Origin of the sequence: Clavibacter californiensis, assembly GCF_021952865.1 — a bacterium.
In the GTDB taxonomy this organism is placed as follows: Bacteria; Actinomycetota; Actinomycetes; order Actinomycetales; family Microbacteriaceae; genus Clavibacter; species Clavibacter californiensis.
Map to the genome: position 1 here is coordinate 373,010 of NZ_CP040792.1, position 13,475 is coordinate 386,484.

Below are 13,475 nucleotides of genomic sequence, written 5' to 3' on the forward strand. Positions count from 1 at the left end.
CCGGCGGGGGCTCCCGTGCCGCGCGTGGCGGCGTCGTCGGATCCGGCGGGGGTGGCCGCGCGGTCGATGGTGTCGGTCATCGGTTCCCCTCCAGGGAGGCCTCGTAGCGCTCGAGCCACTCGCGCTGCTCCGTCGTGACGGGGTGCGGCTCCGAGTAGACGTGGTCGAAGATGCCGGGCAGCGCCGGGCTCGTCAGCTCGATGGTGCGGCGGCGGACGTCGGCGGCGAGGTCCTTGGCCTCCTCGTCGATCCCGTCGAAGAGCGACTGCGGCGCGCCCTGCTTCCGCAGGTACGCCTCGAGGCGGGCGATGGGGTCCTTCGCGACCCAGCCCTGCAGCTCCTCGTCGGTGCGGTACTTCGTGGGGTCGTCGCTCGAGGTGTGCGCGCCGACGCGGTACGTGAGCGCCTCGATGAAGGAGGGGCCGCCGCCGTTGCGCGCGTCGTCGAGGTGCTTGGCCGTGACGGCGTAGCTCGCGAAGACGTCGTTGCCGTCGACCTGCGTGCTCGGCACGCCGAAGCCGCGCGAGCGGAGGTAGAGGGGCGTGCGCGACTGCGTGCTGACGGGGACCGAGATCGCCCAGTGGTTGTTCTGGAGGAAGAAGACCTGCGGGGTCTGGAAGCTCGCGGCGAAGACGAACGCCTCGCTCACGTCGCCCTGGCTGGTGGCGCCGTCGCCGTAGTAGGCGATGACCGCGGTGTCGCGGTCGGGATCTCCCGTGGCGACGTCGCCGTCGAACGCGACGCCCATCGCGTAGCCCGTCGCGTGCAGCGCCTGCGAGCCGATGACCAGCGTGTAGAGGTGGAAGTTCGCCACCGCCGGATCCCACCCGCCATGGGTGACGCCGCGCATGAGGCGCACGATGTCCACCGGGTCGATGCCGCGGATGAGCGCGACGCCGTGCTCGCGGTAGGCCGGGAACACGTGGTCCTGCGGGCGCGTGGCCCGACCGGATCCGACCTGCGCCGCCTCCTGCCCGGTGCTCGGCGCCCAGAGGCCCAGGTGGCCCTGGCGCTGGAGGTTCGTGGCCTCGAGGTCGAACGCCCGCGTCAGGCGCATGTCGCGGAGGAAGCCGCGGTGGTCGTCCTCCGTGAGTCGCTCGAAGTACGGGAGGAACTCCTCGGCGGAGTCGCTCGGTGCGAGCTCGCCCGCGGGGGTCAGGAGCTGGACCGTCACATCGCTTTCCGGCATCGTCCCAACCTACCGGCGCGCCGGGTGGCCCTCCGGCAGGCCCCGGACAATTCCCGCCGACGCGTTCAGTAGCTTCCGGACAGAGGCGGGCTCGCCGATGGTGACGCGGATCCCCTCGCCCGCGAACGCGCGCACCACGAGCCCGGCGGCCGCGAGCTGCGCCTCCACCTCGGCGGTCTCGGCGCCCGTGGCCAGCCAGACGAAGTTGCCATGGGGTCGCGGGACGTCCCAGCCCTGCTCGGTGAGCGCGCGCCAGGCCTCGTCGCGATCGCGCGCGAGGACGGCCACGCGCTCCAGGAGCTCGTCCTCGTGCTCGAGCGACGCGAGCGCCGCATGCTGCGCGTGGCCGGTGACGGAGAGCGGGATCGCGGCGGAACGGGCCGCGTCGAGGATGCGCGGGTGGCCCACCGCGTAGCCGATGCGGAGGCCGGCGAGGCCGTACGCCTTGGAGAAGGTGCGGAGGACGACGAGGTTCGGGTGGTCGGCGAGGAGGCGCATGCCGTCGAGGGCATGCTCCGGGCCCACGAACTCGCCGTACGCCTCGTCGAGGAGCACGAGCACGTCGCGCGGGACGGCCGCGAGCAGGCGCTCGACGTCGGCCTCCGTGACGAGCGTGCCGGTGGGGTTGTTCGGGGTGCAGACGATGACGACGCGCGTGCGGTCGGTGAGCGCGGCGATCATGCCGTCGACGTCGTGCGAGTGGTCGGGCAGGTTCGGGACGGGGACGCCCGTCGCGCCCGCGACCGTGATGAGCGTGGGGTACGCCTCGAAGGAGCGCCACGCGTGGACGACCTCGTCGCCCGGGCCTGCGGCCGCCGTGATGAGCTGCGAGAGGATCGCCACGGATCCGGCTCCCGCGTGGACGTGGTCGACCGTGACGCCGAAGCGCTCGGCGAGCGCGGTGCGCAGCAGGGTCGCACCCGCGTCGGGGTACCGGTTGACGTCGCGCACCTGGTCGATGCGGGCGAGCACCGACGGCAGCGGGTCGAACGGGTTCTCGTTGCTGGAGAGCTTGAAGTCGTCCTCGCCGGCGGGCTTGCCCTGGCGGTAGGCGACCATGGCCGCGATGGCGGGACGGAGCCTCACGGGGGCGGCGTCGTCGAGGGGCGCGGGTTCGGGGATCACCGGGCGATTCTACGGGCGGGTCGCCGCCCGGCCCATGGTCCGCGGGGGCGGCGTCTGCGAGGATCGCAGCATGCCCCGATTCCTCGTCCGCGTGGTCGTCAACGCCGTCGCGCTCTGGCTCACCACGCTCATCGTCTCCGGCACCATCGTGACCGCCTACGAGCCGGGCGACACCACGGCCACCGTGCTCACCTACCTCCTGCTCGGCGCGATCTTCGGCGTCGTGAACGGCGTCATCGGCACGGCCATCCGGATCGTCGCGTTCCCCCTCTACATCCTCACGCTCGGCCTCATCGCGCTCATCGTCAACGGTCTGCTCTTCCTCCTGGTGGGCGCCATCTCCGACGCGCTCGGCTTCGGCCTCACGGTCGAGGGGTTCTGGTGGGGCGTGCTCGGGGCGTTGCTCATGGCGTTCTTCAGCTGGCTGGTGGGCCTCGTGCTCCGACCGGTGACCTCGAGGGCCTGACCCGCGCGTCACATCCCACCGCCCGAGCCGCCTGGCGGGGTGAGCGGTGCCCGCTCCGCCCGGTAGAGGTGGGACGCGACCGGCGTGGCCCCGTCGAGGAACCCGTGGAGCTCGTCGCGTGCCCGCTGCAGGAGCGGGGACCGCGAGGCGTCCATCTCGGTCGCCGTCGCCCGGTAGGTGCCCAGACCGTGCGCGTCCAGGACGCCGGCGTGGGCCGTCGGCCCGAAGGCCGGCGCGCGCACCACGACGTCGTCGCCCGCGTCGCCGTCGGACGGGCGCACGCCGCCGAGCGAGGGGACGGGGTCGTCCGTGTGCTCCACGGCCACGCCGTCGATCCCCTGGCGGATGGGCAGCTGCCCCACCGGGGAGCCGAACGTGAGCTCGTGGGTGACGTGGAGGCCCGGGGCGTCGCCCACCGATCGCGCCAGGATCCCGCCCATCGAGTAGCCGACGACGTAGACCTCGTCGTCCGCGGTCGCGCCGGCCTCGCGGAGCGCCGTCTCGGCCGCGTGCACGGCGGACCCGCCCTCGGTGGCGAGCGCGGCCGCCGCCGAGGCCGGTCCGAAGTCCTCGCGGCCCGTGCCCGGATCCAGGGTGACCATGCCGCCCAGGTACGCGACGAAGCGGCGGCGGCCGTCCGGTGCCCGGTACTCCTCGACGCGCATCTGCGGGGTGCCGGGGACCGGATCGGGGATCCGGTCGGCCAGGTCCTCCAGGGTCGCCGGCGCCGGGCGGACGGCGTCACGGCGGACGTGGACGACGGCGGGCGCGTCGCGCAGGACGCCGAGGACTCCCAGCGCGGCGAGGAGGCCCGCGGTCGTCTCCCGCACGCCGTCGTCGCCGGCCGGGCGGTCCGGGAGGAAGCGCGCGGCTGCGGCCGCGATGTCCGAGACCACGTCCCGGACGACGGCGGGCAGCAGGATCCGGAGGGCCCCGCCCGGAGAGGCGGGAGCGGCATCCGTGGCACCGCCGTCCGCCGCGGCGGATCGCACGCAGCGGTCGGCGTCCCGCTCCCCGTCCGCGTACTCGGCGGCGGCGCGACGCAGGTCGGCGGCGAGCGCCCGCGCGTCGTGGGCGGCGGACGACAGGAGACCCCGCGGGGCGTCGAGGCTCGCGTCGTGATCGCCCGTGATCGTGGCCACCAGCGGCGGCAGGGCCAGCGCGCGGGCATGGTCGTCCAGCCGACTGCCCGCGTCGTCGAGCCGCGCGGCGATGCGCGTCAGGTCGTCCGTCTCGACCTCGGTGCCGCCTCCCTGGGTGACGGTGAGCCCCGCGACCGCGGTCACGCGCGCGCTCCGGGGCAGCCGGGCGCCGAGCCGGCGGCCGGATGCGCGTCGTGGAGCAGGGTCCCCGCGAGCGCGACGCGACCGGCGAGGTCGTCGAGGGCGCGGACGAACGCGTCGTGCGCGCGTCCGGACCACGACGGATCATCCCGGCAGGAGGCGATGCCGCGGTGCGTCTCCGTCACCGCGTCGGCGATGGCGGCGAGCGCATGCGCGCGCGTGACCGCCTCGGCGCGGAGCTGTCCCGGCGTGCTGCCGCTCTCCCGACCCGTCGCTCCGAGCGGATCGCCTCCGACCGCACCCCATCCACCCGGCTGCTCCTGCATCGCGTCCCGTCCTCTCCCGTCCGCCGCATCGTGCGCCGCGGCGAGGACGGCCGGCCGTCGGATGCCGCATCCAGGGGACGGAGGAGGGATACGGGGGTGTGGGGAGGGACCGCAGCCGACAGAATGAGCGCATGGGAGCCCCCGACTCTCCGGCCGCGACGGCTCCACCCGTCTTCCGGATCGCCTTCGTCTGCACCGGCAACATCTGCCGCTCCCCCATGGCGGAGGTCGTCTTCCGGGACCTCGTGCAGCGCGCCGGGCACGCCGACCGCGTCTCCGTGACGAGCGCAGGGACGGGCGACTGGCACGTGGGCGAGCAGGCGGACGCGCGCACCCTCGCCGCGCTCGAGCGCCGCGGCCTGTCGGGATCCGCGCACCGCGCCAAGCAGTTCGACCCGGACACGCTGCCCGACCTCGACCTGGTGGTCGTGTTCGACCGCGGCCAGGAGCGGACGCTGCGCCAGTGGGCGCGGACGGAGGCGGACCGGGCGAAGATCCACCTGCTGCTGTCGTTCGATCCTCCACAGGCCCACCTGCGGGACGTGCCCGACCCCTACTACACGGACGCGGCGATGTTCGATCGGGTTCTTGGGATGATAGAGCGAGCCGCCCGGGCCCTCCTCGCGCAGGTGGAGCCCGGCATCCGTCCCCCCAGCTAGGAGATCCCCCCGCATGAGCCCGTTGCCCCCGCAGGTGCTGAGCCCCCTCGACGGCCGCTACGCCCCCGTCGTCACCGAGCTCGGCGAGCACCTCTCGGAGGCGGGCCTCAACCGGGCGCGCATCCACGTAGAGATCGAGTGGCTCATCCACCTCACCGACCGGTCGCTCCTCTCCTCCTCGCCGTTCACGGACGCGCAGAAGGCGGCGTTGCGCGAGGTCGTCCAGGGCTTCGGCCAGGAGCAGATCGACGCGCTCGCCCGCGTCGAGGCCGTCACCCGGCACGACGTGAAGGCCGTCGAGTACTTCGTGCGCGACCGCCTGGAGGAGCTCGGCCTCGCGCACGTCGCCGAGCTCACGCACTTCGCGTGCACGAGCGAGGACATCAACAACCTCTCCTACGCGCTCGTCATCGACCGAGCCGTGCGCGAGGTCTGGCTCCCGAAGCTCGTCTCCGTCATCGGCGCGCTCCGCGAGCGGGCCCTCCTCTTCCGCGACGACGCCATGCTGTCGCGCACGCACGGGCAGCCGGCCACGCCCACGACCCTCGGCAAGGAGCTCGCGGTGTTCGTGCACCGGCTCGAGCGCCTGCGGGCCGACGTGGAGGACGTCGAGGTGCTCGGCAAGTTCAGCGGCGCAACGGGCACGTTCGCGGCGCACCTCGCCGCCGACGCGGACGTCGACTGGCCCGCCGAGTCCCGCGCGTTCGTCACGTCGCTCGGGCTCGTGTGGAACCCGCTCACCACGCAGATCGAGTCGCACGACTGGCAGGCCGAGCTGTACACGCGCATCGCCCACGTCAACCGGGTCCTGCACAACCTCTGCACGGACGTGTGGACCTACATCTCCATGGGGTACTTCCGGCAGATCCCCCAGGCGGGCGCCACCGGGTCGTCGACGATGCCGCACAAGATCAACCCCATCCGGTTCGAGAACGCCGAGGCGAACCTCGAGCTTTCGGACGCGCTGCTCGACTCGCTCGCGTCCACGCTCGTCACGTCCCGGCTCCAGCGCGACCTCACCGACTCCACGACGCAGCGCAACGTCGGCGTCGCGCTCGGTCACTCGCTGCTGGCGCTCGACAACATCGGGCGCGGTCTCCTCGAGATCGACGTCGACCGGGCGCTGCTCGCGGCCGACCTCGACGCCAACTGGGAGATCCTCGGCGAGGCCATCCAGACGGTCATCCGCGCGGAGATCGTGGCGGGGCGCAGCTCGATCAGCGACCCGTACGCGGTGCTCAAGGAGCTCACGCGGGGCAAGCGCGTCGGACGCGACGAGATGCGGGCGTTCGTCTCCGGGCTCGACATCGGGGACCAGGCGAAGGCGCGACTGCTCGAGCTGACGCCGGCCGGGTACGCCGGGCTGGCGTCGCAGCTGGTCGACCACATCCTCTGAGCCGGTCGGTCGGGGCCCTCGCCGCGGCGGGGGTCCCGACGCACGTCAGCGGACGCGGATCGGGGCGGAACGGATCACGCGGGCTCAGTGCCGGGTGGGACGATCCGGGTGGTCCTGCTCGTCCATGTCCTGCAGCTCGTCGCGGTTCGGCTTGAACGACAGGGCCAGCATCGCGAGCATCACGAGGGCGCCGATGAAGGCCACGCCCGTGAACACGACCACGACCGTCCAGCCCTGGGCGTCGGCGGGCCGCGTGCTGAGCCCCACGATGAGGCCCACGAAGGCGGCGAGGGCCGCGGCGATGCCGAGCAGCTCGGCGGGGCGCATGCGGTCCTTGCGGATGTTGGAAGTCACGGTCAGCTCGCGCTCTCGGTGGTCCGGGGGGCGTCCGCCGCGGAGGTCGCGGTGGGCGTGGAGGTGCCCCATTTCATGCTCAGGGCGGCGATGACCAGGAAGACCCCGACGATCGCCGCGTAGGCGCCCAGGAGGCCGACGGCCACGACGGGCGCGGTGAGCTGGCCCTCGCGCTGCTCGACCCCGCCGTACTGGACGACGAGGTCCGGCGGCACCAGGAGGAAGGCGACGGCGAGCACGACGGTGAGCGCTCCGGCGGTGATCGCGTCGGTGGCGCCCGGCACGGGGCCGCGCGAGCGCAGGCCGGCGACGAGCTCCAGGAACCCGGTGACGACGGCCCAGACGCTGACGGCGTAGAGGAGGACGAGGACGCCCCCGTCGCGGGCCAGGAGGGCGGCGATGCCCGCCACCACGGTGATCGAACCCTGGGCGACGGTGCTCGTACGGAGGCGCGCGGCGGGACCGCGGAGGGCCCGGGCGCCGAGGCCCGCGGTGATCAGGCCGGAGAGGATCGCGAAGACGCCGAACGCCACGAGGCCGAGGGACGGCGAGTGGTCGGTCGAGAAGGTGATGAACGCGGCGAGCGCGAGGGCGGGCATCGCGCGCAGGAGGAGCACGGGCCAGTACGCCGCCCGGAACGTCAGCTCGTCCTCGGACACGGCAGCCTCTCTCTCCATCCGGGCCAGCCTACTCGGTGGGTTCCTGGGCGGATGCTCGGCCGGGGCCCGCGATGGCGGCCCGGCGAGCTGGCCTAGGCTCGACACGTGACGAGTCCCCTCCCCCGTCTGGCCGCTGCGGCGGTCGGCGCGGTCGTCGGGCTCGCGGTCGTGTGCGCCGTGGGCGTGGCCTGCGGGATCGTCTACGCGAACCGGGCGTTCTGAGCCGCGGCGGCCCCGCGGCCGACGGCCCGGGATCCGCGGGTCGGGTCCGCCCGATCCGCCGCCCCGTCCGCCGCGCACCCGCGCAACCGGCGCCCCGCGACCTGCGAGGCGCGAACCGCAACCGAGAGGCCCCGCCGTGCCCCAGCCCGAGACCGCGCCGCGGCCCGCCTCCGAGAGCGGCCGGGACACCGGCGGATTCATCCCCGTCGACCGTGCCGTCGTCGCCGCCCCCGAGGGCGCCGCGGATGCCCTGACCCGACGCGACCGGCTGGCCCTCGGCATCGACATCGGCGGCACGACGCTCAAGGCCGGGATCGTCGACGTGACCACGGGGATCCGGCTCACCGAGCGCATGACCGTCGCGAAGCCCGTCGGCGGCGAGCCCGAGGACATCGCGGACGTGATCGCCGAGATCGTGCTCGAGCTGACGCCCGACGAGGACCTGCCCGTGGGCGTCGGCGTGCCCGGCATCGTGCGGGACGGCATCGTGCGCTCCTCCGCCCACATCTCCGACCGCTGGCTCGGCATGGACGCGCGCACCGCCATCCGCGAGCGCAGCGGGATCGACGTCCTCACCGTCAACGACGCCGACGCCGCCGGGGTGGCTGAGCTCGAGTACGGCGTGCTGCAGGGCCGCGGCGGCCTCGTGATCCTCACGACGCTCGGCACCGGCATCGGCACGGCGCTGCTGCACGACGGCACGCTCATCCCGAACAGCGAGCTCGGCCACGTGCACATCGACGGCGGCGACTACGAGATGCAGGCCGCGTTCTCCGCCGTCCGCCGCGAGGGGCTGACGTTCGAGGCGTGGGCGGCGCGGCTGGAGCGGTACTACCGGCACCTCGAGTCGATCATGTCGCCCGACCTCATCGTGGTGGGCGGAGCGGCAGCGCACGAGTTCGCGCGCTTCTCCGGGTTCCTGCACCTCGACACCGAGATCATCGCGGCCAGCCGGGGCAACGACGCCGGGTTGGTCGGCGCCGCGCTGCTCGCGCACCGGGCGGGCGTCGCCCCGGACTGATCCGGCGCGGCCGCGTCCGATCGGGCCCGCCGCGGCCGCATCCGCGCCGGCCTGCGGCGTGGCTACGACCCCGTCCGGCAGACTGGCGCCATGAGCACCGTCGCTCCCCGCGCGCTGCGCGTCGTCATGTCCCCCGACTCGCTCACCGGATCCGCCACCGCCGTCGAGGCCGCCGAGGCCCTCCGCCGCGGCTGGCTCCGCGCACGACCCGGCGACGACGTGGTGATCGCGCCCATGGCCGACGGCGGGCAGGGCACCCTCGACGTGCTCGCGGCCGCCATCCCGGGAGCGCGCCGCATGCCCGTCCGCGTCCCGGGACCCGACGACCGACCCGTCGACGCGCACTGGCTCCTGCTGCCCGACGGCACGGGCGTGGTCGAGGTCGCGTCGACCAGCGGGATCACGCTGCTGGATCCGCTCCGCCCGCTCACCGCCCACACCCGCGGCTTCGGCCGCGCGATCCGGGCGGCGCTCGACGCCGGCGTGCCGCGCCTGCTCCTCGCGCTCGGCGGCAGCTCGTCCACGGACGGCGGCGTCGGCGCGCTCCGCGAGCTCGGGGCGCGGGCCGTCCGCGCGGACGGATCGCCGGCCGGCGACGGCGGCGGCGGGCTCGCGGACGTCGCGACCCTCGACCTCACCGGGCTCCGTACGCTGCCGGCGGGCGGAGCGCTGATCCTCGGTGACGTCACCGCTCCCCTCACCGGGCCCGCGGGCGCCGCCGCCGTCTACGGTCCGCAGAAGGGCGCGACGCCCGCGGACGTGAGCGCGCTCGACGCGGGCCTGGCACACCTCGCCGGCCTGCTGCACGTGGATCCGTCCACCCCGGGCGCGGGCGCGGCGGGCGGCACCGCGGCGGGCCTCGTCGCGTGGGGCGCGGTCGTGGGATCCGGATCCGCCGGCGTGGCCGACGCGATCGGACTGGCCGACCTCCTCGCGGACGCCGACGTCGTGCTCACGGGCGAGGGCCGCTTCGATGCGCAGTCGCGGACGGGCAAGGTCGCCTCCCACATGCTCGACCTGGCGCGGGGGCGCGGGACCGCGGCGATCCTCGTGGCCGGCGCCATCGCCGCCCCCACCGACGGGTTCGCGGCCGCGCGCTCCCTCACCCACCTCGCCGGATCCGCCGACGCCGCACGCGCGGACGTCGGCACCTGGCTCGCGCGCGCCGCGGAGGACCTGGCGCGCGCGGAGGAGTGGCGCGACTGAGGCGGATCCGGCCGGCTCAGTCCCGCGCGCCCGCGCCCGTCACCGCGCCATCCGCGCCACCCGAGACGCCCCGCTCCCGCAGCGCCCGGTACTCCTCCGCCACGTCCGCCGCCGCGACGTCCCACGTGCGCTCGGCCGCGTGCGCCCGGGCCGACGCCGAGAGCCGCGCGAGCGCGGGCCGGTCGGCGAGCAGGTCGCGGATCGCCCGGGCCCAGTCGGCGGGATCCCGCGTCGGCACGAACACGCCGCTCACGCCGTCCCGCACCGAGTCGACCAGCCCCTCCGTCCGCGCGGCGACGACGGGCGTGCCGCAGGCGGCGGCCTCGAGCGCCACGAGCCCGTAGGTCTCCGCGGCCGACGGCATGAGCGCGAGGTGCGCACCGGCGAGGACGCGGGCGGTCGCCGCACGGTCGAGCGCGCCCGCGAAGACGACGTCGTCCTCGAGGTCGAGCGACCGCACGAGCGCATGCAGGCTCGCCGCGTACGCGTCCCGGCCGGGCGAGACCCCTCCGGCGATCACGAGCAGGGGCCGGGTCGCGGGATCCAGCAGGGCGAGGGCCCGCAGCGCGACGTCCTGCCCCTTGAGCGGCTGGATCCGCCCGAGCAGCACGACCCGCACCCGCCCCCCGCCGTCGCGGCCCGACGGCTCACGCAGGAACGCCTCCTCCACGCCAGGCGCCACGACGTGCACCGCGGCGGGATCCGCGTCGTAGGCCTCCACGAGCAGCCGCTTCTCCGACTCCGCGGACGCGACCACGAGGTCCGACGCGCGCACGAGCCGTCCCTCGTCCGCGAGCCGCGAGGCCGGCTCCGGGGTGTCCCCCGCCACGAGCCGGCGGTTCTTCCCCGCGGAGACCGAGTGCAGCGTCAGCACGTGCGGCACGCCCCATGCGCGCGCGACCGGCAGCGCCGCCACGGCCGACAGCCAGTAGTGCGCGTGCACGACGTCCGCGGGCGGCAGCGCGGCGAGCGCCGCGGCGAAGGCGTCCGTGATCCCGGGTAGCTCCTCCTTCGCGAGCGGACCCACCGGCCCCGCCCGGAGCGACCGCAGCTCGACGCCCGGCGCGACGAGGAGCACGGCAGGGTCGGCCGGATCCGTGGCGCGCGTGATCAGCTGCACCTCGTGCCCCTGCCGTCCGAGGCTCCGCGCGAGCTCCAGGAGGTAGACGTTGAGCCCGCCGGCGTCGCCGGTGCTGGGTGTCTGGATCGGCGACGTGTGCAGCGAGACGAACGCGATCCTCATGCGCCCGATCCTACGATCGGCGCCGAGCGGCTCCGACGCGACGCCGACGCGGCTCCGCTCGCACGCCCGTTCCCGGCCGCGACTCCGTGCGGACCCCGGAGGTGCCGCGCGCCCCGATCGGGGACAATGGACGGATGCGGTCGCCCGTCCGCAACCCGCCAACCCTCCCTCGCCCGGGGAGGACCCGTCTGGAGGCCCGCATGACGCGACCTGCCGGCCCCGCGACCATGCAGATCGGCGAGCTCGCCGAGCGCACCGGCATGTCCCACCGCACGCTCCGTCACTACGACGAGACGGGCCTCCTGCGCCCGTCCGGCCGCTCGGACGGCGGCTTCCGCCTCTACACGGCCGACGACCTGGAGCGCCTCCTCCTCATCCGCCGGATGAAGCCGCTCGGCTTCTCGCTCGAGGAGATGGTGCGCCTGCTCGAGGTCACGGACGCCCTCGACGCCGCCGGGCCGGGTGATGACGTAGCCTCCCTGCGCGCGGACCTCGCTGCCTTCGTCGCCGAAGCGGAGGAGCGGCGCCGCCGCCTGGCCGAGCACCTCGCCATGGCCGACGAGTTCCTCGACCGCCTCCGCGCCCGCTGACCCGGCGACCCGACGCGGATCCCCCGCCCGACACCGCCTCGTACCATGGGGAGGTGTCGACCATCACCCCTCCCCGCGCGCCCGCCTCGGCCTCCGCCTCCCCCGTGCTGCGCGAGGCGTCCCGCCGTCGCACCTTCGCCGTCATCTCCCACCCTGACGCGGGCAAGTCCACGCTCACCGAGGCGCTGCTGCTGCACGCGCACGCCATCGGGTCCGCGGGCGCCGTGCACGGCAAGCAGGGCCGCAAGTCCACGGTCTCCGACTGGATGGACATGGAGAAGGAGCGCGGCATCTCGGTGAGCTCCGCCGCGATCCAGTTCACCCACCGCGACACCGTCATGAACGTCGTCGACACCCCCGGCCACGCCGACTTCTCCGAGGACACCTACCGCGTGCTCTCCGCGGTGGACGCCGCGATCATGCTCGTGGACGCCTCCCGCGGCCTCGAGACCCAGACCATGAAGCTGTTCGAGGTGTGCCGCCAGCGCCGCATCCCGATCATCACCGTCATCAACAAGTGGGACCGCCCCGGCCGCGAGCCGCTCGACCTCATGGACGAGATCAAGGAGCGCACGGGCCTCCTCCCCACCCCGCTCACCTGGCCTGTCGGCGAGTCCGGCGCGTTCTTCGGCGTGGTCGACCGCTCCAGCGGCGAGTGCGTGCACTTCACCCGCACGGCCGGCGGCGCGAGCATCGCCCCCGAGACCCGCATGTCGCCCGACGAGGCGCTGGCCGCAGCCGGATCCGCGTGGACGAACGCGGTCGAGGAGAGCGAGCTCCTGCACGAGGAGGGCCAGGACCACGACGAGGAGTCGTTCCTCGCCCGCCGCACCACGCCAGTGCTCTTCGCGGCCGCCGTCCTCAACTTCGGCGTGACCCACATCCTCGATGCGCTCGACGCCATCGCCCCAGCCGCTCAGCCCCGGCCGGACGAGCAGGACCGCACGCGCCCCGTCGAGGAGGACTTCTCCGGCTTCGTCTTCAAGGTGCAGTCCGGGATGAACACCGCGCACCGCGACCGCCTCGCCTTCATGCGGATCTGCTCGGGCGTCTTCCACCGCGGCATGACGGTCACGCACGCCCAGACCGGCCGCCCCTTCGTCACCAAGTACGCGCAGCAGCTCTTCGGCCGCGAGCGCTCCACCGTCGACGACGCCTACCCGGGCGACGTCGTCGGCCTCGTGAACGCGTCCAACATCCGCGTGGGCGACACGCTGTTCGACGGCGCGCCCGTCACCTTCCCGCGCTTGCCCCAGTTCGCGCCCGAGCTCTTCCGCGTCGTCCGCTCGAAGGACACGAGCACGCACAAGCAGTTCCGCAAGGGCATCGAGCAGCTGGACCACGAGGGCGTCATCCAGGTGATGCGCTCCGACCTCCGTGGCGACCAGGCCCCGGTCCTCGGCGCGGTCGGACCCATGCAGTTCGAGGTCGTCGTCGAGCGCATGACGAACGAGTTCCGCGCGCCGCTGCGCATGGAGCCGCTCGAGTACCAGGTGGCCCGGATCACCGACGCCGCCTCGGCACCGGCCCTCGCCAAGACCATCGGCGTCGAGGTGCTCGTGCGCTCAGACGGCACCCACATCGCCCTGATCACGACGCCGTGGCGCCTCAAGGCGATCCAGCGCGACAGCCCCGAGCTCACGCTCGTCGACGCGGCGACGGCGCTGCCGGACGCATGATGTCGCGGGCGCGCGCGTGACCCCCTCACCCGGTCACGGACCTTCGCCGCTCTCCTC

Annotated in this window: 14 protein-coding genes; 7 read left to right on the forward strand and 7 right to left on the reverse strand. The window is 74.5% G+C overall.

What is annotated here, in order from left to right:
* Positions 1–76: 76 nt before the first annotated feature.
* Both FGD68_RS02015 and FGD68_RS02020 read right to left on the reverse strand, forming a co-directional pair.
* Positions 77–1,189 (reverse strand): thiamine pyrophosphate-dependent dehydrogenase E1 component subunit alpha, encoded by a 1,113-nt coding sequence (locus FGD68_RS02015; RefSeq protein ID WP_119373305.1) that lies wholly within the window; start codon positions 1,187–1,189, stop codon positions 77–79.
* A 9-nt stretch (positions 1,190–1,198) separates the two neighbouring features.
* Positions 1,199–2,314: a pyridoxal phosphate-dependent aminotransferase gene (locus tag FGD68_RS02020; protein ID WP_119373304.1), complete on the reverse strand. Its 1,116-nt coding sequence runs from the start codon at positions 2,312–2,314 to the stop codon at positions 1,199–1,201.
* 70 nt (positions 2,315–2,384) lie between these two features.
* On the opposite strand from FGD68_RS02020, the gene FGD68_RS02025 reads away from it, so the two are divergent.
* A complete protein-coding gene (locus FGD68_RS02025; RefSeq protein WP_012300288.1) occupies positions 2,385–2,780 on the forward strand; it encodes a phage holin family protein in 396 nt (131 codons plus the stop codon).
* 8 nt (positions 2,781–2,788) lie between these two features.
* On the opposite strand, the gene FGD68_RS02030 is transcribed toward FGD68_RS02025, so the two are convergent.
* Both FGD68_RS02030 and FGD68_RS02035 read right to left on the reverse strand, forming a co-directional pair.
* Positions 2,789–4,066, reverse strand: coding sequence for a hypothetical protein (locus FGD68_RS02030; protein WP_119373303.1), 1,278 nt, complete (start codon positions 4,064–4,066; stop codon positions 2,789–2,791).
* On the reverse strand, positions 4,063–4,389 hold the full coding sequence (locus tag FGD68_RS02035) for a hypothetical protein (protein ID WP_104235781.1): 327 nt from the start codon (positions 4,387–4,389) through the stop codon (positions 4,063–4,065). Before FGD68_RS02035 ends, FGD68_RS02030 begins: the two co-directional genes overlap by 4 nt.
* Before the next feature lie 131 nt (positions 4,390–4,520).
* On the opposite strand from FGD68_RS02035, the gene FGD68_RS02040 reads away from it, so the two are divergent.
* Positions 4,521–5,048, forward strand: coding sequence for a low molecular weight protein-tyrosine-phosphatase (locus FGD68_RS02040; RefSeq protein ID WP_012039636.1), 528 nt, complete (start codon positions 4,521–4,523; stop codon positions 5,046–5,048).
* A gap of 13 nt (positions 5,049–5,061) precedes the next feature.
* Positions 5,062–6,444: an adenylosuccinate lyase gene (gene purB / locus FGD68_RS02045; RefSeq protein WP_104235780.1), complete on the forward strand. Its 1,383-nt coding sequence runs from the start codon at positions 5,062–5,064 to the stop codon at positions 6,442–6,444.
* A gap of 84 nt (positions 6,445–6,528) precedes the next feature.
* Here the strand turns inward: purB and FGD68_RS02050 are convergent, their stop codons facing one another.
* Positions 6,529–6,798, reverse strand: a complete 270-nt coding sequence (locus FGD68_RS02050; RefSeq protein ID WP_012039638.1) for a hypothetical protein — start codon at positions 6,796–6,798, stop codon at positions 6,529–6,531.
* Positions 6,799–6,800: 2 nt separating this feature from the next.
* Positions 6,801–7,475, reverse strand: coding sequence for an HdeD family acid-resistance protein (locus FGD68_RS02055; protein ID WP_237609711.1), 675 nt, complete (start codon positions 7,473–7,475; stop codon positions 6,801–6,803).
* Between the two features lie 340 nt (positions 7,476–7,815).
* Here FGD68_RS02055 and ppgK point away from each other — a divergent pair, with 340 nt between their 5' ends.
* Positions 7,816–8,700, forward strand: a complete 885-nt coding sequence (gene ppgK / locus FGD68_RS02060; protein ID WP_119373913.1) for a polyphosphate--glucose phosphotransferase — start codon at positions 7,816–7,818, stop codon at positions 8,698–8,700.
* Between the two features lie 90 nt (positions 8,701–8,790).
* The gene (locus tag FGD68_RS02065) at positions 8,791–9,906 is read left to right on the forward strand and encodes a glycerate kinase (protein WP_237609712.1); all 1,116 of its coding nucleotides are present in this window, start codon (positions 8,791–8,793) and stop codon (positions 9,904–9,906) included.
* Positions 9,907–9,922: 16 nt separating this feature from the next.
* Here the strand turns inward: FGD68_RS02065 and FGD68_RS02070 are convergent, their stop codons facing one another.
* Positions 9,923–11,149 carry a glycosyltransferase gene (locus FGD68_RS02070; RefSeq protein ID WP_237609713.1) on the reverse strand — a complete coding sequence of 409 codons (1,227 nt, stop codon included), beginning with the start codon at positions 11,147–11,149 and terminating at the stop codon, positions 9,923–9,925.
* 200 nt (positions 11,150–11,349) lie between these two features.
* Here FGD68_RS02070 and FGD68_RS02075 point away from each other — a divergent pair, with 200 nt between their 5' ends.
* Positions 11,350–11,739 (forward strand): MerR family transcriptional regulator, encoded by a 390-nt coding sequence (locus FGD68_RS02075; RefSeq protein ID WP_119372862.1) that lies wholly within the window; start codon positions 11,350–11,352, stop codon positions 11,737–11,739.
* A 53-nt stretch (positions 11,740–11,792) separates the two neighbouring features.
* The gene (locus tag FGD68_RS02080) at positions 11,793–13,418 is read left to right on the forward strand and encodes a peptide chain release factor 3 (protein WP_086506173.1); all 1,626 of its coding nucleotides are present in this window, start codon (positions 11,793–11,795) and stop codon (positions 13,416–13,418) included.
* Positions 13,419–13,475: the final 57 nt, after the last annotated feature.